This is a genomic window from Pseudomonas sp. H3_C08, from assembly GCF_054669455.1.
Map to the genome: position 1 here is coordinate 5,779,253 of NZ_CP162803.1, position 18,605 is coordinate 5,797,857.

General features: G+C 59.7%; 15 protein-coding genes. 14 read left to right on the forward strand and 1 reads right to left on the reverse strand.

Translation table 11 applies throughout. The features are described 5' to 3' along the window. Positions 1-101: 101 nt before the first annotated feature. The 12 genes from glnE to AB4N74_RS26390 all read left to right on the forward strand — a co-directional run bounded on the left by glnE (position 102) and on the right by AB4N74_RS26390 (position 15,106). Positions 102-3,041, forward strand: coding sequence for a bifunctional [glutamate--ammonia ligase]-adenylyl-L-tyrosine phosphorylase/[glutamate--ammonia-ligase] adenylyltransferase (glnE, locus tag AB4N74_RS26335; RefSeq protein ID WP_460097699.1), 2,940 nt, complete (start codon positions 102-104; stop codon positions 3,039-3,041). Between the two features lie 307 nt (positions 3,042-3,348). Further along, positions 3,349-4,383: a lipopolysaccharide heptosyltransferase II gene (gene waaF / locus AB4N74_RS26340; protein ID WP_093430125.1), complete on the forward strand. Its 1,035-nt coding sequence runs from the start codon at positions 3,349-3,351 to the stop codon at positions 4,381-4,383. Position 4,384: 1 nt separating this feature from the next. Further along, positions 4,385-5,446: a lipopolysaccharide heptosyltransferase I gene (gene waaC, locus AB4N74_RS26345; RefSeq protein ID WP_077570514.1), complete on the forward strand. Its 1,062-nt coding sequence runs from the start codon at positions 4,385-4,387 to the stop codon at positions 5,444-5,446. Then, a complete protein-coding gene (locus AB4N74_RS26350; protein ID WP_093430126.1) occupies positions 5,446-6,567 on the forward strand; it encodes a glycosyltransferase family 4 protein in 1,122 nt (373 codons plus the stop codon). The genes waaC and AB4N74_RS26350 overlap by 1 nt, the downstream gene beginning before the upstream one ends. Next, on the forward strand, positions 6,568-7,374 hold the full coding sequence (gene rfaP, locus AB4N74_RS26355; RefSeq protein WP_093430127.1) for a lipopolysaccharide core heptose(I) kinase RfaP: 807 nt from the start codon (positions 6,568-6,570) through the stop codon (positions 7,372-7,374). Then, on the forward strand, positions 7,374-8,108 hold the full coding sequence (locus AB4N74_RS26360; protein WP_093430128.1) for a lipopolysaccharide kinase InaA family protein: 735 nt from the start codon (positions 7,374-7,376) through the stop codon (positions 8,106-8,108). Before rfaP ends, AB4N74_RS26360 begins: the two co-directional genes overlap by 1 nt. Next, positions 8,105-8,857, forward strand: a complete 753-nt coding sequence (locus AB4N74_RS26365; RefSeq protein ID WP_093430129.1) for a lipopolysaccharide kinase InaA family protein — start codon at positions 8,105-8,107, stop codon at positions 8,855-8,857. The genes AB4N74_RS26360 and AB4N74_RS26365 overlap by 4 nt, the downstream gene beginning before the upstream one ends. Then, complete coding sequence (locus tag AB4N74_RS26370; RefSeq protein ID WP_460097701.1) at positions 8,857-10,308, forward strand: lipopolysaccharide kinase InaA family protein; 1,452 nt, start codon at positions 8,857-8,859, stop codon at positions 10,306-10,308. The genes AB4N74_RS26365 and AB4N74_RS26370 overlap by 1 nt, the downstream gene beginning before the upstream one ends. 119 nt (positions 10,309-10,427) lie before the next feature. Beyond that, on the forward strand, positions 10,428-10,763 hold the full coding sequence (locus AB4N74_RS26375; RefSeq protein ID WP_093430131.1) for a YceK/YidQ family lipoprotein: 336 nt from the start codon (positions 10,428-10,430) through the stop codon (positions 10,761-10,763). A gap of 172 nt (positions 10,764-10,935) precedes the next feature. Next, complete coding sequence (locus AB4N74_RS26380) at positions 10,936-12,690, forward strand: carbamoyltransferase family protein (protein ID WP_093430132.1); 1,755 nt, start codon at positions 10,936-10,938, stop codon at positions 12,688-12,690. Beyond that, complete coding sequence (locus AB4N74_RS26385; RefSeq protein WP_093430133.1) at positions 12,683-13,591, forward strand: glycosyltransferase family 2 protein; 909 nt, start codon at positions 12,683-12,685, stop codon at positions 13,589-13,591. The genes AB4N74_RS26380 and AB4N74_RS26385 overlap by 8 nt, the downstream gene beginning before the upstream one ends. 75 nt (positions 13,592-13,666) lie before the next feature. Then, on the forward strand, positions 13,667-15,106 hold the full coding sequence (locus AB4N74_RS26390; protein ID WP_427119982.1) for a hypothetical protein: 1,440 nt from the start codon (positions 13,667-13,669) through the stop codon (positions 15,104-15,106). 3 nt (positions 15,107-15,109) lie between these two features. Here the strand turns inward: AB4N74_RS26390 and AB4N74_RS26395 are convergent, their stop codons facing one another. Further along, positions 15,110-15,763 carry a toluene tolerance protein gene (locus AB4N74_RS26395; protein ID WP_093430135.1) on the reverse strand — a complete coding sequence of 218 codons (654 nt, stop codon included), beginning with the start codon at positions 15,761-15,763 and terminating at the stop codon, positions 15,110-15,112. Between the two features lie 125 nt (positions 15,764-15,888). Here AB4N74_RS26395 and msbA point away from each other — a divergent pair, with 125 nt between their 5' ends. After that, positions 15,889-17,715 carry a lipid A export permease/ATP-binding protein MsbA gene (msbA, locus tag AB4N74_RS26400; protein WP_093430136.1) on the forward strand — a complete coding sequence of 609 codons (1,827 nt, stop codon included), beginning with the start codon at positions 15,889-15,891 and terminating at the stop codon, positions 17,713-17,715. After that, on the forward strand, positions 17,709-18,605 hold the full coding sequence (locus AB4N74_RS26405) for an antimicrobial resistance protein Mig-14 (protein WP_257356886.1): 897 nt from the start codon (positions 17,709-17,711) through the stop codon (positions 18,603-18,605). The genes msbA and AB4N74_RS26405 overlap by 7 nt, the downstream gene beginning before the upstream one ends.

Consider the following 18,605-nt stretch of genomic DNA (forward strand, 5'->3'; position numbering starts at 1 on the left):
GAAATTTCAGCTATTTCTAACTTTTGTTCGACAGTCTTCCGGGTAGCGGCTTTTCACCAATCACTACAAGCGGCCATTTACACGCCGATCAAGGATAGACCATGACCCTGCCCGTGCTTGCCGAACTGCCCGCCATTCTCCTGCCGTTGGTCACTCGATCGGAGCAGTCGTTCCGTACGGCCGTCGCCGCGCTGGAAGACGATCACGGCCTGGCGAACTGGACGCCAGAGCGCTGGGCGCAATTCGCCCGCGTTACCGCCGCCAGCGAATTCGTCATTGAACAGAGCGTTCGTGACCCTTTGATGTTGCTCACACTGGTGCAGTCCGGCGAACTCGACCGGGCCTTCGCGCCGGGTGAATTGTGTGCGCAGATTGCCGCTGCGGTGAACGCTGCCCAGAATGAAGATGAACTCGGTCGCGCCCTGCGCCGCCAGCGCGCCCGTCATCAAGTGCGGATCATCTGGCGCGATCTCACCCGCCAGGCCGATCTGGTAAAGAGCTGCCGGGATCTCTCGGACATGGCCGACGCCACCATCGACCAGGCCTATCAATGGTTGTACAGCCGCCATTGCGAACAGTTCGGCACGCCGACCGGCCGCCGCAGCGGTGAGCCGCAGCAAATGGTCATCCTTGGCATGGGCAAGCTCGGCGCCGTTGAGTTGAACCTGTCTTCGGACATCGATCTGATCTTCGCTTACCCCGAGGGCGGCGAGACCGTTGGCGTGAAGCGTTCGCTGGATAATCAGGAATTCTTCATTCGTCTCGGCCAGCGCTTGATCAAGGCGCTGGATCCGATGACCGTCGACGGCTTCGTTTTCCGCGTCGACATGCGCCTGCGCCCTTACGGTTCATCCGGCGCGCTGGTGCTGAGCTTCAATGCGCTGGAGCAGTATTACCAGGATCAGGGCCGGGACTGGGAACGCTACGCGATGATCAAGGCGCGGGTGGTGGCCGGCGATCAGGTGGCGGGTGCGCAGTTGCTCGACATGCTGCGGCCGTTCGTTTACCGCCGTTATCTGGACTTCTCGGCGATCGAAGCGCTGCGCACCATGAAGCAGTTGATCCAGCAGGAAGTACGGCGCAAGGGCATGGCCGACAACATCAAGCTCGGCTCAGGCGGCATCCGCGAGGTCGAGTTCATCGCGCAGGCTTTTCAGTTGATCCATGGTGGCCGCGATCTGAGCCTGCAACAGCGTCCTCTATTAAAGGTGCTGAGCACGCTGGAAGGGCAGGGTTATCTGCCGCCAGCGGTGATCAGCGAATTGCGCGAGGGCTACGAATTTCTGCGTTACACCGAACACGCCATTCAGGCGATCGCCGACCGCCAGACCCAGATGCTGCCGGATGGCGCGCAGGATCAGGCGCGCATTGCGTTTATGCTCGGTTTTGCCGATTGGGACGCCTTCCACGAGAAGTTGATGTTCTGGCGCGGCCGCGTGGCCTGGCACTTCGCCCAGGTGATTGCCGATCCCGACGAGGATGAAAACGCCGAAAGTGAAGTAGTGGTCGGCGGTGAATGGCTGCCGCTGTGGGAAGAGGCGCAAGACGAAGAGGCGGCGTGCCGGCAGTTGGAGGAGGGCGGCTTTGCTGATGCCAGCAAAGCTCTGAAAGCGCTGGCCGGATTGCGCAGCAGCCCGCAATTGCGGGCGATGCAGCGGTTGGGGCGTGAGCGTCTGGATGCCTTTATTCCGCGTCTGCTCGCACAGGCTGTGGAACACGCCAACCCGGATCTGGTGCTTGAGCGGGTGTTGCCGCTGGTCGAAGCGGTGGCCCGGCGTTCGGCGTATCTGGTCTTGCTGACGGAAAACCCCGGTGCACTGCGGCGCTTGCTGACGTTGTGTGCCGCGAGCCCGTGGATCGCTGAGCAAATTACGCGTTTCCCGCTGCTGCTCGATGAATTGCTGAACGAAGGTCGTTTGTTCAAGCCGCCCTTGGCACCGGAACTGGCGGCTGAATTGCGCGAGCGCCTGACGCGGATTCCCGAAGACGACCTCGAACAACAAATGGAAGCCTTGCGCCATTTCAAATTGGCGCACCGCTTGCGCGTGGCAGCGTCGGAAATCGCCGGCAGCCTGCCGCTGATGAAAGTCAGCGATTACCTGACCTGGCTGGCCGAGGCGATTCTCGAGCAAGTGCTGGCCCTGGCCTGGCGCCAGACCGTGGCCAAGTACGGCACGCCGCTGCGCACCGACGGCACCTTGTGCGATCCCGGCTTCATCATTGTCGGTTATGGCAAAGTCGGCGGCCTGGAACTGGGGCATGGTTCGGATCTGGACCTGGTGTTTATCCACGACGGCGATCCGCAGGCGGAAACCGACGGGCCGAAGTCGATTGATGGCGCGCAGTTCTTCACGCGCCTGGGGCAGCGGATCATTCACCTGCTGACGGCGCAGACCAACTCTGGTCAGCTCTATGAAGTGGACATGCGTCTGCGGCCATCCGGTGCTTCGGGGCTGTTGGTCAGTTCGCTGGGGGCGTTTGCCCGCTATCAGGAAAATGAAGCCTGGACCTGGGAACATCAGGCGTTGGTGCGGGCGCGGGTGCTGGTCGGCAGTCAGGATGTCGGCCAGGCGTTCGAGAGAGTCCGCGCGCAGGTCTTGGGCAAGGCGCGCGATCTGGCCAAGTTGCAACAGGAAGTCAGTGAGATGCGCGCGAAGATGCGCGATAACCTCGGCACTAAGAGCACCGCAGCCGGTACGGCGGCAAATGCCTTCGACGCCACAGCGCCCTTCGACCTCAAGCAGGACGCCGGAGGTATCGTCGATATTGAATTTATGGTGCAATACGCGGCTCTGGCGTGGTCGCAAAGCCACCCGCCATTGCTGCGCTGGACCGATAACATCCGCATTCTGGAAGAGCTGGAACACGAAGGGCTGATGCCTGCCGAAGATGCCAGCCTGTTGCGCGAGGCCTATAAAGCCTACCGCTCCGCCGCTCACCGGCAGGCGTTGCAGAAGGACGCCGGGGTGATATCGGGCGATCAGTTTGCCGAAGAACGGCGGCAGGTTTTGCGGATATGGAAAGAGATGGGGCTAAGCTGAAACCGGTTTGTGCAGCACCCAATACCCTGTGGGAGCGAGCTTGCTCGCGAAGACGGAATGTCAGACGACACCGATGTCGGATGTGCTGGCCCCTTCGCGAGCAAGCTCGCTCCCACAGTGGATCTACAGTGTCTGTAGATCTGAAGCAGGACGAAAAAACCATGTGGGAGCGAGCCTGCTCGCGATAGCGGAGTGACAGTCGACAGTCATGTTGAAGGTAATGACCCATCGCAAGCAGTGCCGCTCCCTCAGTGATTCTCGAGGCGGGGAGGCGTAAATGCCTCCCCGGTTCGTTTTTGGAAACCACATGAATATTCTGATCGTTGGGCCCAGTTGGGTCGGTGACATGGTGATGGCACAGACACTGTTTCAGTGTCTCAAACAGCGCCATCCGCAATGCGAAATCGACGTCCTGGCCCCTGAGTGGAGCCGGCCGATCCTGGAACGCATGCCCGAAGTGCGCAAGGCCTTGAGCTTCCCGCTCGGCCACGGTGCGCTGGAATTGGCGACGCGTCGGCGCATCGGCAAATCCCTGCGTGGTCAGTACGATCAGGCGATCCTGCTGCCCAACTCGCTGAAGTCGGCGCTGGTGCCGTTTTTCGCCGGCATTCCGAAACGCACCGGCTGGCGCGGCGAATTCCGCTACGGCCTGCTCAACGATGTGCGCACCCTCGACAAACAACGCTATCCGTTGATGATCGAGCGGTTCATGGCTTTGGCCTATGAGCCGAACGCCGAGCTGCCGAAGCCTTATCCGCGCCCAAGCCTGCAAATCGACCCGGTCACTCGCGAAGCAGCGTTGGCCAAGTTCGGCCTGACCCTCGACCGCCCGGTGTTGGCCCTGTGCCCTGGCGCCGAGTTTGGCGAGTCCAAGCGCTGGCCGTCCGAGCACTACGCCAAAGTCGCCGAAGCGCGCATTCGTGAAGGCTGGCAGGTGTGGTTGTTCGGTTCGAAGAACGATCATGCGGTCGGTGAAGATATCCGCGCTCGACTGATTCCTGGCCTGCGTGAAGAATCGGTCAACCTCAGCGGCGGCACTTCGCTGGCCGAGGCCATCGACCTGATGTCCTGCGCCGACGCGGTGGTCTCCAACGACTCCGGCCTGATGCACGTTGCCGCTGCGCTGAACCGTCCACTGGTGGCGGTCTACGGTTCGACTTCGCCGGGTTTTACCCCGCCGCTGGCCGAGCATGTCGAAGTGGTTCGTCTGGGCCTCGATTGCAGCCCGTGCTTCGACCGCACCTGCCGTTTCGGTCATTACAACTGCCTGCGCCAGCTGATGCCGGATGCGGTCAACGATGCCTTGCAGAAGTTGCAGGGCTCTGTGGTCGAGGTTCATTAAGTTGCGGGTACTGCTGATCAAGACTTCATCGCTGGGTGACGTGATTCATGCGTTGCCGGCGCTGACCGACGCCGCCCGGGCCATCCCTGGGATCAAGTTCGACTGGGTGGTGGAAGAAGGCTTTGCCGAGATCCCGACCTGGCACCCGGCCGTTGGCAAAGTGATTCCGGTGGCGATCCGTCGCTGGCGCAAAAACCTCTGGAAAACCATCACCAGCGGCGAGTGGAAACGCTTCAAACAAAGTGTGCGCGCCAATAAATACGACTTGGTGATCGACGCTCAAGGCCTGCTGAAAAGCGCCTGGCTGACCCGTTACGTCAAAGCACCGGTGGCCGGTCTCGATAAAGGTTCGGCGCGCGAGCCGATGGCTTCGCGTTTCTATGATCGCAAACTGGCTGTGGCCCGCGGTCAGCACGCCGTCGAGCGCGTGCGCCAACTGTTCGCCATCGCTCTCGGCTACGACTTGCCGAAAGGCTTGGGTGATTACGGCCTCAACGTCGAGCGTTTGGTCGAACTGCCGCGCAAAAATGCCTTTGTGGTGTTCCTGCATGGCACCACCTGGGACACCAAACACTGGCCGGAAAGTTACTGGCGTGAACTGACCGAGCGCGTCGGCTACCTCGGCGTCGGCGTCAAACTGCCGTGGGGCAATCCGCAGGAAAAGGCCCGCGCTGAGCGCATCGCCGCCGGTTTCAAACACGCCGAAGTGCTGCCGAAGCTCAATCTGGCCGGCGTCGGCAAAGTCCTCGCCGGTGCGCAAGCCTGCGTCGCGGTGGACACCGGTCTCGGCCACTTGGCCGCCGCGCTGGACGTGCCGACCATCTCGCTGTTCGGCCCGACCAACCCAGGCCTGACCGGCGCTTACGGCAAGCTGCAGATTCACCTTGCCAGCGACTTCCCGTGCGCGCCATGCCTGCAAAAGAAATGTACCTATCAACCGACCGCGCAGGATGCCCGTCAGTTTGACCTGAAGCGTGAACAGCCGCTGTGCTTCACGCGTCTGAACCCCGAGCGTGTCGCCAGCCGACTGAGCACGTTGTTAATGGCTGAGGAGCTGCGCTGATGCAATTGGCATTCGTCCTGTACAAATATTTCCCGTTCGGTGGCTTGCAGCGCGACTTCATGCGCATCGCCCTTGAATGCCAGAAGCGCGGTCACCAGATTCGCGTCTACACGCTGATCTGGGAAGGCGACGTGCCGCCCGGTTTCGAAGTGCTGGTGGCGCCGGTCAAAGCGTTCTTCAATCACCGTCGCAACGAAAAGCTCAGCGCATGGATGGAAGCGGATCTGGCCAAGCGCCCGGTTGATCGCCTGATCGGTTTCAACAAGATGCCGGGGCTGGACGTTTATTACGCCGCCGACGGCTGCTTCGAAGACAAGGCGCAGAACCTGCGCAACTCTTTGTACCGTCGCTGGGGCCGTTATCGCCACTTCGCCGAGTACGAGCGCGCGGTGTTCGCCAAGGACGCGAAGACCGAAGTGCTGATGATTTCCGAAGTGCAGCAGCCGTTGTTCATCAAGCATTACGACACGCCGCTGGAGCGTTTCCACCTGCTGCCACCGGGCATTGCCCAGGATCGTCGCCGCCCGGCGGATGCCGCTGAAATTCGCGCCGGGTTCCGCGCTGAATTCAATCTCAAGGACGACGAACTGCTGCTGGTGCAGATCGGCTCCGGCTTCAAGACCAAAGGCGTCGATCGCAGCCTGAAAGCGCTGGCTGCATTGCCTGCCGAACTGAAGAAACGCACCCGGCTGTTTGTAATCGGCCAGGATGACCCCAAATTATTCCAAATGCAGAGCGCAACCTTGGGGCTGGGCGATAACGTAACGTTCCTCAAGGGCCGCAGCGATATTCCGCGTTTCCTGCTCGGTGCCGATCTGTTGATCCACCCGGCGTACAACGAAAACACCGGCACCGTACTGCTTGAAGCGCTGGTCGCCGGTTTGCCGGTGCTGGTCAGCGCGGTCTGCGGTTACGCCCATTACATTGCCGAGGCGGATGCCGGGCGAGTGCTGGACGAACCGTTCGATCAGGCGCAACTGACGCAATACTTGACTGAAATGTTGCATGACGACGCTGCACGGGCGGCCTGGAGCCGCAATGGTCTGGCCTTCGCCGAGACGGCCGACCTCTACAGCATGCCGCAGCACGCGGCCGATGTGATTCTGGCGGAGCACGCTTAAATGAAGTTGATGCTGGCTGAACCGTTCAAAAGCCTGTGGGCCGGCCGCGACCCGTTCGCTGAAGTCGAAGGCTTGCAGGGCGAGGTATACCGCGAGCTGGAAGCGCGCCGGACGCTGCGCACGGAAGTCGACGGCAACGGATTTTTCGTGAAAATCCACCGAGGTATCGGCTGGGGCGAGATCTTCAAGAATCTGCTGACCGCCAAGCTGCCGGTTCTCGGCGCGGGCCAGGAGTGGCAAGCCATTCAGCGTCTGCAGGAAGTCGGCGTGCCGACCATGACTGCCGTGGCTTACGGTGAGAAGGGCAGTAACCCGGCAGATCAGCACTCGTTTATCGTCACCGAAGAACTGGCGCCGACCATCAGCCTCGAAGACTTCAGCATCGATTGGGTCAAGCAGCCACCCGAGCCGAAACTCAAGCGCGCGCTGATCGCCGAAGTCGCACGCATGACCGGCATGATGCACCGCGCTGGCGTCAACCATCGTGACTGCTATATCTGCCACTTCCTGCTGCACACCGATAAACCGGTGACGCCAGACGACTTCAAACTCTCAGTGATCGACCTGCACCGTGCCCAGACCCGCACGAAAATCACGCAGCGCTGGCGCAATAAAGATCTGGCCGCGTTGTACTTTTCCGCGCTGGACATCGGCCTGACCCGCCGCGACAAACTGCGTTTCCTCAAAGGCTATTTCCAGCAACCGCTGCGCCAGATCCTGGCTGAAGAAGCGCCGTTGCTGAGCTGGCTGGAAGGCAAGGCCAACAAACTCTACGCGCGTAAACAGCGTTACGGGGATGCGCTCTGATGGCGGGTTGGACTCTCGAGCCGCAATACAGCGAGCTCGCCGAAGACTTCGGCAGTCTCGAAGCGGTATTTGCGTTGCAGGGCGAACGCCTGACCCGTGATCCGCTGTCGGAAGTGATTCGCGTGCAGCGCAACGGTGTCAATTATTACGTCAAACGCTATGTCGGCGCTGGTAAAGGCTTGCGCCGTTACCTCGGCAAGCCGCGGGTGAAGATGGAATGGCAGAACCTCAAGCGCTTCGCCAAGTGGGGCATTCCCACCGCTGAAGTGGTGGCCTGGGGCCTGGAACGACGTGGCGCGGCGTATGATCGTGGCGCGATGATCACCCGTGAACTGCCCGACACCGAAGACCTTTCGGCGCTCGCCGAGCGCAAGGATCCGAAACTCAAGGATCGCGCCTGGGTTGACGGCGTCAGTCGGCAATTGGCCGGCTATACCCGGACGATGCATGATCACCGATTTACCCATAACGATCTGAAATGGCGCAACCTGTTGATCGATGATCAGGCGCGGATATTTCTGATCGATTGCCCTAACGGCGAGTTCTGGCGCGGCTTCTGGCTCAAGTATCGGATCACCAAGGATCTGGCCTGTCTCGATAAACTCGCCAAATACCACCTGTCCAATACCCAACGCCTGCGCTTCTATAAGCAATACCGCCAGTGCGATCGGCTTGATAGCGCCGACAAGAAACGGATTCGGCACGTGGTGAGATTTTTCGAGGGACGCGAATGACTGATTTTCTCGCCGCTGAAGACCGCGCACTGCTTGAGCGCCATGGTCTCGGCACTTTTGACGCGCTTTGGGCGAAGCAGCTTGAGGCCGTGGACGAACCCAATACCGCCCGTGGCGGTTGGAGCAGCGTCTTCCGTTTGGATCTTGAAGGGCAGGGTTATTACCTCAAGCGCCAGAGCAACTACCTGACGCGGACCTTGCACGCGCCTTTCGGCGAGCCAAGCTTTGCCCGCGAGTTTCGCAATATCAGTCGCTATCGCAAGCTCGGTATCCCGGCGCTGCAAGCAGCGTTTTTCGGTGAGCGTAAGGTCAACGGCGAAGTCCGTGCCATTCTGCTGACTCGGGCACTCGATGGCTGGAGTGATCTGGAATCGCTGTTGCAGCGTTGGGCGCAGCTCAGTACCGCGCAGCATTCAGCCATTCTCAAGGCTTGCGGATTGCTCGCGCGGCATCTGCACGGCGTGCGTCAGGTGCACGGCTGCTTCTATCCCAAACATATTTTTCTGCGAGCCACCGGTGACGGGTATCAGGCGCAATTGATCGACCTGGAAAAGACCCGACCGTTGTTGTTTGGCATGCGCGACCGGATCAAGGATCTGGAACCGCTGCAACGTCGCGCACCGGAATGGAGCGAGGCGCAACTGCGTGAATTGCTCGCGGCTTATCTCGATCAGCCCACTGACAGCGCGCTGCTGGACAGCTGGCTCGCCCGGCTGACCGCGCGTCGCAGTCACAAGGAGACCCGCTGATGCAATTGTCCGAGCTGGCCGGTGCCGGGCGAGCCCCGCAATTGCCACTGACGGTGACGCTGGCCGATGCCGCCGGGAGTGCGGATCTGCAATTGCTGAGTCTGCTGCGGGTGTTGCCGGGACAGCGTTATGTTGGTGCCGGTGTCTGGCGCGGGCGTCCGGTGCTGGCCAAATTGCTGGTCGGCGGCAAAGCTGCCCGGCATTTTCAGCGCGAGCTGGAAGGCGTGCGCTTGCTGGCTGCGCAAGGCCTGGCCACGCCGCTGCTACTGGCCGATGGTTTGCAAAATGGCGAAGGTGGCTGGTTGCTGTTCGATTTCCTTGAGGGTGCCGAAAGCCTTGGCGATGCCTGGGCGAAAGTCGAGTCGCTGCCGGTGTTGGCCGATGAGCAATCGGCGGTGCTGGCCGAGGCGCTGGGCGCTATTGGCCAATTGCACGGCAAAGGGCTTTGGCAGGAAGATCTGCACCTGGACAACCTGTTGCGCCACGGCGACCAGTTGTACTTGATTGACGGTGCCGGGATTTGCGCAGAAACCGCCGGCCAGCCGTTGTCGCGACAAAAAGTTCTGGAAAATCTCGGGGTGTTTTTCGCCCAGTTACCCAAGGCGCTGGAACCGTTCACTGAAGAACTGCTGGTGTATTACCTGTTGAGCAACAGCGAGCATGCGTTGCCGCTGGAGGCCTTGCAGAAACAGATCGACAAAGTGCGGCGCTGGCGTTTGAAAGACTTCCTGATCAAGGTCGGTCGCGAGTGCACGCTGTTCAGTGTGCAGCGTGGAGCGTTCGCTCTGCGCGCAATCCGCCGCGAAGAAGAGTCAGCCATGCTGCCGGTGCTGGCGCAGGCCGATGCGTTGCTTGATCAGGGTCACCTGTACAAGACCGGTGGTGCGGCGAGCGTTGGCAAGGTTCAGGCCGGTGCGCGCACGCTGGTGATCAAGCGCTACAACATCAAGGGCTTTGCGCATTGGCTCAAGCGTTTCTGGCGGCCAAGTCGGGCCTGGCATTCGTGGCGCGAAGGCAATCGCCTGGCGTTTCTCGGCATCGCCACACCCAAACCGCTGGCGGTGCTGGAACAGCGCTTTTTGTGGCTGCGCAGCCGTGCGTATCTGGTGACCGAGTTCCTGCCGGGGCCGGATATCATCGAGCGCTTTGCGCCGTACGTTGAAAGTGGTGAAGCGCCGGAAGCGGAGTTGCAGGCGCTGGATCAGTTGTTCGCCAGATTGATTGACGAGCGGATCAGTCATGGCGACTTCAAGGGACATAATCTGTTCTGGCAACAGGATCGCTGGGCGCTGATCGATCTGGACTCGATGTGCCAGCATGGATCTGTCGGCAGTTTCGCGCCGGCCTATGCCCGTGACCGTGCGCGATTCATGCGCAACTGGCCCGAAAGCAGCGCGCTGTATCAGATTATTGATCTGCGTTTGCCGAAAGACATTTCCAGCGTGGCCTGAGACAAACCAGCAGTAGAGGACAAGATTCAGCGACTTGTCCTACAGCTTCGCCAGAAGCCATGAACTGTGCCCTGTTCAGTCCCGATGCTAATTTGCCCAACGACCTTGGAGGGCGAATTTTGACCATTAAACAGGCTGCAACGCTGGGTGTATTTTCATGGATTCTGGCTGGCTGTGGCAGCGCCATGACTGTCTTGCAGGACGATGCCGACGTGGCGCGGGACATGCGCAAACAAAAAACCTATTGCCAGTCCATTCCGCGGATTTACAGCGGTCTGGCCTTCGATTTCTGCGTGTTGAACGCGCCGCCGGATCCCAGCGGTTTTCTGGTGCCATTCGTGTTGCTGGATCTGCCATTGTCGGGAGTATTCGATACAGTAGCGTTGCCCTATACGGTTTATCGTCAGCTCACCGACGGCAATCTTGGTATTTACTGGCGCAAGGGCAGTTATTGAGTAGCAGGGTAAGGTTTCTCCAGACCATTCACCCAGAGGGCAATCGCACAGGGTAATTCCCTACTCGTTTACGCTATAATCCCGCCCTTTAGCTGTCACTCGCCCTGTGCGAGGGCACATCAATTTTCAAGGCGCATCGCGCCTGCACGCAGACTAAAGAGGCTAGACCCCTGTGGCATTGACGATTCTTGGCCTGTCCGGCGCCCTTAGCCATGACCCTTCAGCAGCCTTGTACATCGACGGCAAGCTGGTGGCGGCGGCTGAAGAAGAGCGCTTCGTACGCGATAAGCATGCAAAGAACCGCATGCCCTACGAATCGGCGAAGTTCTGTCTTGAGCAGGCCGGCATCAAGCCGTCCGACGTTGACGTAGTTGCGATCCCGTTCGCTCCGATCAGCCTGTTCGGCAAGGCGCGCTGGCACTACGCCAAGCGTTACTGGTATGCACCGGATCGCGCCCTGGATGCGATCCTGATGGGCAACCGCCGCTACAAGCGCTACCGCAACAAGATTGTCTGGTGCCTGGAGCAATTGGGTTTTGATCCGAAGAAGATCAAGATCGAACCAGTCGAGCACCACTTGGCTCACGCCTCCAGCGCCTACCACTGCTCCGGTTTCAAAGAAAAAACCGCGATCCTCGGTATCGACGGCAAGGGCGAGTACGCCACGACCTTCTTTGGCTACGGTGAAAACGGCAAGATCCACAAGATCAAGGAATTCTTCGATCCGGACTCCCTCGGCGGCCTGTATGGCGCGATCACCGAGTTCCTCGGCTTCGAGATGCTCGACGGTGAGTTCAAGGTCATGGGCATGGCGCCGTACGGCGATGCCAGCAAGTACGATTTCTCGCGTCTGGCCTCGTTCGAAAACGGTGAGCTGGTGATCAACACCGACTACGCCAACGTTATCGGCCTGCGCCGCTATAAAGAGAAGGGTAAAGGCTTCTACTTCTCGCCTAAGCTGATCGAGTGGCTGGGGCCGAAGCGCGAAGGCGATATTGCTGACGAACCGTACATTCACTACGCCGCGAGCATGCAAGCGCTGTTCGAGAAACTGGCGCTGCAGATGATTGATCACTATTTGGGTGACGTGCTCAAGGAAACCGGCAAACTGGCCTTCGCTGGTGGCTGTGCGCTGAACGTCAAACTGAACCAGAAAATCATTGCCCGCGACGACATCAAGGAACTGTTCGTGCAACCGGCGTCCGGCGATGCCGGTACGGCGGTCGGCGCAGCAGCCTATGTGTCCCACGCCCGTGGCGTGCCGGTAGAAAAGATGGAACACGTCTACCTCGGCCCGTCGTACAGCAACGAGGACGTGATCGCCGCCTGCGCCCGTCACGAGAACAAGCCGGCGTGGCGCAAGCTCGATAACATGCCGGAACAGATCGCCAAAATCATGGTTGATGGTAATCCCGTGGCCTGGTTCCAGGGACGTATGGAGTTCGGTCCGCGTGCATTGGGCGGTCGATCGATCATTGGTTGCCCGAGCGTGGCCGGCGTGGCCGACCGCATCAACCATCAGATCAAGTTCCGCGAGCGCTGGAGGCCTTTCTGCCCGTCGATGCTCGACACCGTTGCGCCACAGATGATCAAGATCGATCATCCGGCGCCGTTCATGACTTTCACTTTCGAAGTAGCGGACGAGTGGAAGACCCGTGTGCCGGAAGTCGTTCACGAAGATGGCACTTCTCGTGCCCAGGTCCTCAAGCGTGAATACAACCCGCGCTACTACGACATGATGAAGGCGCTGGAAAACCTGACCGGTAACGGCGTATCGCTGAACACCTCGCTCAACCGTCGTGGCGAACCGATGATTTGCTCGCCGACCGACGCGCTGAACATGTTTTTCGGTTCGGATCTGGAATACCTGATCATGGAAGATATTCTGGTCGTAAAAGAGGGTGTGAAAGGATACGAACTTGACTGAAACACTGATCAGCGTCGTCATTCCGGTTTACAACTATGCGCGAACGCTGCCTCGTGCAGTGGAGTCGGTGTTGGCGCAATTGGATGAAACGACGGCGGATCTGCTGGTCATCGACGACGGGTCGACGGACGATACGCCTGAGGTAGTGGAACGGCTCCTGCTTAAGCATGGCGGTCGTTTTCGTGCGCTGCGTAAAAGCAACGGCGGATTGTCATCGGTGCGCAATCGGGGGCTGGAAGAGACAACCGGGCGATATCTGGTGTTTCTCGACTCTGACGATGAAATGGCTCCCGGTGCATTGGCTGCGCTTGCGCAGCACATTGCCAGTCATCCGCAGACTCTTATGGTGATCGGTGCGCACTGGTCAGTGTTCGCTGACGGGCGCCGCAGTTTGCAGGCGGCCAGGCCTTTGCCTGGGACGCCCCGCCAGCGCCTGCAGGGTTACCTGCTGAACAAGACGGTGTCGATTTCCAACGGTGCCTGTGCGATGCACCGCGAAGTGTTCGCTCTGGGCAATTACCCGGAACATTTGCGCAACGTCGAGGACCTGCCAGTGTTTGCCCAAGTGCTGGCGCGCTACCCCTGCACCGTTCTGGACAAGCCTCTCGCACTGATCCACAAGCACGCCGACAGCATGCGCCATGATTTGCGCCAGAGTCTTGCTGCCGGTACGGAGCAGGTCGTCAGCGAAGTGTTTTCCAGCCGAAGAATGCCCGAAGAAATGTGTGATCTGCGCCAGGCGTTTCTGGCACAACGCTGTTTGTCGCTGTTTCGCGACTGTTATTCCCATGGCGAGTACAAGCTGGCCAGGTCGTTCTATTTCCAGGCTTTGCGTGCAGACTGGCGGACGTTTTCACGCTGGTCATACACCCGCAAGGCTTTGCGGTTGCTGTTTCGGTAAGCGGGTCGCGATGATGTGCGCGTACCTTGTAACGGATGTCGGTGAGGTGGCTGGGTGAAAGATACGGGCGGTAGCGTGGCAACTCGAGTCTCCAGAATCATCGATAAATACCCGGTCTGGCTGGCGTTTGTGGGCAGCGCGCTGTTATCGCTGATAGCCGTCCTGGGCACTGCGACAGTGGGGCGTGATGCCGCGCTGTACATCGATATTGCGCAACAGGTCACCGAGTACGGGCCGAATGTGGCTTGGGCTACTTTCGACTGGCCCTGGTTTTCCTTTCTGCTGGCCGCTACGCATTCCATCCTGCATTTGCCGCTGGAGCTGAGTGCCTATCTTTGGTGTGCACTCTTTTTTGCCGGCACCAGCGCGTTGATGGTGGACTGCGTGCGTCAGCGGTCTGCGCAGGTCACCGGTTGGGCGTGCCTGGTGGTATTGGCCATGCCGGCGGTGAATGCCTTTCGAAACGACATCATCCGTGAGTGCGGTTTCTGGTTCTTCTGCACGCTGACGCTTTGGCTCGCGCTGCACTGGCAAGCCCGTGGCGGCTGGTTGCGCGCGGCATTCATCCACCTGGCAATCGTCGCAGCAGCCTTGTTTCGGCTGGAGGCCTTGTTGCTGGTGCCGGCGTTGGCTCTGTGGCAGTTGCCCAACCTGTGGTCATCTGGCCGGCGGATGCAGTTTGCCCAGTTTTCGCTGCTGCCGGTTTTGGGGCTGCTGGCCATTTCGGCAACCGGTGTACTCATGTCGGCGCGAGTGATGCTGTATCTGGACATGATTGCCCCGCACAGTGTGTTTGCGTCCTTTCAGATGCTGTGCGATCAGTTTGCCAATTCGCTCATCAACAAGTACTCCCAGGATGAAGCCGGGCGGATCATTTTCTTCGGCATCCTGGCGACCATGACCATCAGTTTTGTGAAGTTGATGGGGCCTTTCGCCGTTCCCTTCATTCTGCGGCGTAACTGGGGGGTGCTAGGCGTCTACTGGCGCGACTATCGACCCTTCGCCTGGGCGGCGTTGCTGTATCTGGTCGTGCTGGTGCTGTTTTTCATCAAGCAACAGTTCATGAATACGCGCTACTTGAGTTTTCTCAATCTGTTGTTTGTGCCCGCGCTGGCGATGGGTCTGGCGGCGTTCGTTCGCGAGTTCCCGCGTTGGGGCAGGTGGCTGGTGGTTCTGTGTTTGCTAGTGATGCTGTCGAACGTCATCTCCACCGGGGCCGGCAAAACCCATTACGTCCAGGCCGGGCGCTGGTTGTCGGCCCATGTCGAGCCAGGGGCGAAGACCTATTTCGAGGATGGGCGGATCAGCTATTACGCCGGTCGTGGCTATGTGATACCGGTATTGACCGCAGAGGAAGCGATGTCGGCAGCGCACGCTGGCGACTATCAATATTTCCTCATCGAGGCCAAGGGTGACGAGCCTTGGCTGAATGAGTGGCTGGTGGCGCACAAGCTGCGCATCATCGAGCATTTCGCCAATCGCAAAGGTGCCACTGTAGTGGTCATCGGCCGCTAAGGCTTAACCGAGCAGCGGGCGCAGGCGCGAGATCAGCGGCGCTTGCCGGTTGCTCGGCAGTGCCTGCCGATAGCCCTCGATAAACGTGTCGCCGGCGTCCTGGCCGAGCAGCCATTGGCGGTCTTCCTTGTAGCGCAGCAAATGCGCGAAGTTACGCAGGCGTTTACTGTCACTGAGCGCGTGCTTCTGGCAGCGCAGGTCGGCAATATCGATCAGGCCCAAACGCTTGTCGGGGGTCTGCACGACGTTGCCAAAGTGCAGTGATCGAAAGTACACACCTTTTTCGTGCAGCAGGGCGAAGTACCCGCCCAGCTGGAATCTCAGTGTGTCAGCCTCTTCGTCAGTGCCTTGTAGCTGACGCACTGTATTGCCTTCCAGCGGGCTGTAATACACGCAGTCACGTTCGATGCTCGGGATGCGGTAGACCGCGATGACTTTGGGGCAGAGGATGCCGCGTTGTTCGAGGGCCCGGGTATTGTCGGCAAAGCGTTGTGCATAGGGGTAGAACAGTGCCGAACTGAGCAGCCGCTTGCGGCGGAACAGCTTGAGCATGCGTCCATCGGCCAATCTGAGCACCTTGTCGCCGGAACCGTCGGCTTCCAATACGTGTGCACCCGCGCGCAGTGCCTCGTAAGTGCTGTGATCAATCGATTGCATATCCGGCTCCCCATCATTAGCGGGGTATCTTAACCGAGTTGGTCGAAGGCTGGCTTGAAGTCATGTTTATCGGGGCAAAAACGCGTGTGATATCATCGGCGCCTCACTGAATTGCGCGGATCACCATGAGCAGTCCTGAACCGAAAGCCCAGTCCACGCTGGCGATCTATTTCCGCCTTTTGGCTTACGTGCGGCCTTATGCCGGCCTTTTCCTTCTCAGCATCGTCGGGTTTCTGATTTTCGCATCGACTCAGCCGATGCTCGCTTACATCCTCAAGTACTTTGTCGACGGTCTGGCCAATCCTGAAGCCAGTCTGTTCCCGGGCAACCCTTATCTGGGCAAGCTGCAGTTGCTCGAAACCGTGCCACTGATGATCGTCTTCATCGCGTTGTGGCAGGGCGTGGGTTCTTACCTGGGCAACTTCTTCCTGGCGCGGGTTTCTCTGGGCCTGGTGCATGACCTGCGGGTGGTGTTGTTCAATAAATTGCTGGAGTTGCCCAATCGCTTCTTCGACAAGAACAATTCCGGCCACCTGATTTCCCGGATCACCTTCAACGTGACCATGGTCACCGGCGCGGCAACGGATGCAATCAAAGTCGTCATCCGTGAAGGCATGACCGTGATTTTCCTGTTCTGCACACTGTTGTGGATGAACTGGAAGCTCACGCTGGTGATGGTCGCCATCCTGCCGTTGATCGGTTTGATGGTGAACAGCACCAGCAAAAAATTCCGCAAGCAAAGCAAGAAGATCCAGGTCTCGATGGGCAACGTCACGCACGTCGCGTCCGAGACCATTCACGGCTATCGCGTCGTGCGCAGTTTTGGCGGCGAGCAGTACGAAAAGGATCGCTTTCGCGATGCCAGCCAGAGCAACACCGACAAGCAGTTGACGATGACCAAGACCGGCGCCGTTTACACGCCGATGCTGCAGCTGGTGACTTACAGCGCCATGGCGGTGGTCATGTTCCTCGTCCTGTACCTTCGCGGCGATGCATCGCCGGGTGATCTGGTGGCCTACATCACCATGGCTGGCTTGTTGCCCAAGCCGATCCGTCAGTTGTCGGAGGTCAGCTCGACGATTCAGAAAGGTGTCGCCGGTGCCGAAAGTATTTTCGAGCAACTGGATGAGCCGGCGGAAGTGGATCAGGGCACGGTCGAGCAAGATCGTCTCGAAGGCCGTCTGGAAGTGCGCAATCTGAGCTTCCACTATCCTGACACCGACAAAGCGGTGCTCAATGACATCAGTTTCGTCGTCGAACCGGGGCAAATGGTTGCCTTGGTCGGCCGCTCGGGCAGTGGTAAATCGACCCTGGCCAGCCTGATTCCGCGCTTCTATCAGCATGATCATGCGCAGGGCCAGATCCTGCTCGATGGCGTGCAGGTGCAGGACTTCACCTTGCGCAGCCTGCGTCGGCAGATTGCTCTGGTGACCCAGCAGGTCACGCTGTTCAACGATACGGTGACCAACAACATCGCCTACGGTGATCTGGCCGGTGCGCCGTTCGATGAGGTCAAGCGCGCGGCCACCGAAGCCTATGCCGATGAGTTCATCATCAAGATGCCGCAAGGCTACGAAACCATGGTCGGCGAAAACGGCGTGCTGCTGTCCGGCGGCCAGCGTCAGCGCATCGCTATTGCCCGGGCGTTGCTCAAGGATGCACCGCTGCTGATTCTCGACGAGGCCACTTCCGCGCTCGATACCGAGTCGGAGCGGCATATCCAGGCTGCCCTGGATCATGTGGTGAAAAACCGCACGACCCTGGTGATCGCCCACCGTTTGAGCACCATCGAGAAAGCCGACCTGATTCTGGTCATGGACGAAGGTCGCATCGTCGAGCGCGGCTCTCACGCACAATTGCTCGAGCAGAACGGCTATTACGCCCGTCTGCACGCCAAAGAGTTTGAAGAGGGTGACGAGCCTCAGCCGGCACACGCGACCGACGTATGCTGACGATGTTTCGCAGTTTTCGCGAGCGTGGCTGGACCGAAATCGACCGGGACAGCTACGCCCGCGCCTGGCAACGTTTCGGCGGCAGTTTTGCTACACACCCCGAAGTCGTCGAGCGCTTGTCAACGTTCCTTGGCATCGAGTTGCGCTACCTGGGCTGGGTCGTTGGCGGTGATGTGCTGGCCGCCATCCCTTGCTGGGGGCGGCATGTTGCGTTGTCCAAGGAGGTGCTCAAGCGCGAGGGCAAGCGTGGCTTGCTGGACATGGGCAATGCGGAAATCATTCTGCCGATCGCGCCAGACGTCATCGTGCCGGTGCGCCAGCGCGTGGCTTATGTGTCCCAGCTCAATGCCGGGCAGATCAGCACGCTGAAGCCACAGCCTGAGGGCCTGGCGCTGGCCCGGTTGCCGGAAGAATATTCGAAGAAGTTCCGCTACAACCAGCGTCGCGAACAGCGCCTGCTGGAAGAGGCAGGCGGATCGCTGGTGCCGATGTCCGACTTTACGCCGCAGGAACAGGCTGCCGCTTACGGCGATTTATTCCAGCGTCGCTGGGGCTTCGAGGTGCCGGGCAAGGCCGGGCTGGTTGAGGTCTTTACCTTGCTGCGCGAGTTCATGACCGGTTCGGTGGTGATGCTCGAATCGGCGCCCGTCGCCATTCAGGTGCTCTATCGCATCGAGGCCCCGCAATGGGTTTCGCTGGAATACATCAACGGTGGTGTCGACCCGCAGAGCCGCGAGTTCAGCCCCGGCAGTGTGCTGAGTTTCGTCAATACCCAAGAGGCCTGGGCGCACGCGCAAGCGCTGGGCAAACCACTGCGTTACTCATTCGGTCGTGCCGACCGAGAGTACAAGGATCGCTGGTGCCACACGGTGCCGGTCTACAAGGTCTGA

Coding starts and splice junctions, on each gene's coding strand:
- glnE (WP_460097699.1), top strand. CDS start 102: ATGACCCTGCCCGTGCTTGCCGAACTGCCCGCCATTCTCCTGCCGTTG.
- waaF (WP_093430125.1), top strand. CDS start 3,349: ATGAATATTCTGATCGTTGGGCCCAGTTGGGTCGGTGACATGGTGATG.
- AB4N74_RS26350 (WP_093430126.1), top strand. CDS start 5,446: ATGCAATTGGCATTCGTCCTGTACAAATATTTCCCGTTCGGTGGCTTG.
- rfaP (WP_093430127.1), top strand. CDS start 6,568: ATGAAGTTGATGCTGGCTGAACCGTTCAAAAGCCTGTGGGCCGGCCGC.
- AB4N74_RS26360 (WP_093430128.1), top strand. CDS start 7,374: ATGGCGGGTTGGACTCTCGAGCCGCAATACAGCGAGCTCGCCGAAGAC.
- AB4N74_RS26365 (WP_093430129.1), top strand. CDS start 8,105: ATGACTGATTTTCTCGCCGCTGAAGACCGCGCACTGCTTGAGCGCCAT.
- AB4N74_RS26370 (WP_460097701.1), top strand. CDS start 8,857: ATGCAATTGTCCGAGCTGGCCGGTGCCGGGCGAGCCCCGCAATTGCCA.
- AB4N74_RS26395 (WP_093430135.1), bottom strand. CDS start 15,763: ATGCAATCGATTGATCACAGCACTTACGAGGCACTGCGCGCGGGTGCA.
- msbA (WP_093430136.1), top strand. CDS start 15,889: ATGAGCAGTCCTGAACCGAAAGCCCAGTCCACGCTGGCGATCTATTTC.
- AB4N74_RS26405 (WP_257356886.1), top strand. CDS start 17,709: ATGCTGACGATGTTTCGCAGTTTTCGCGAGCGTGGCTGGACCGAAATC.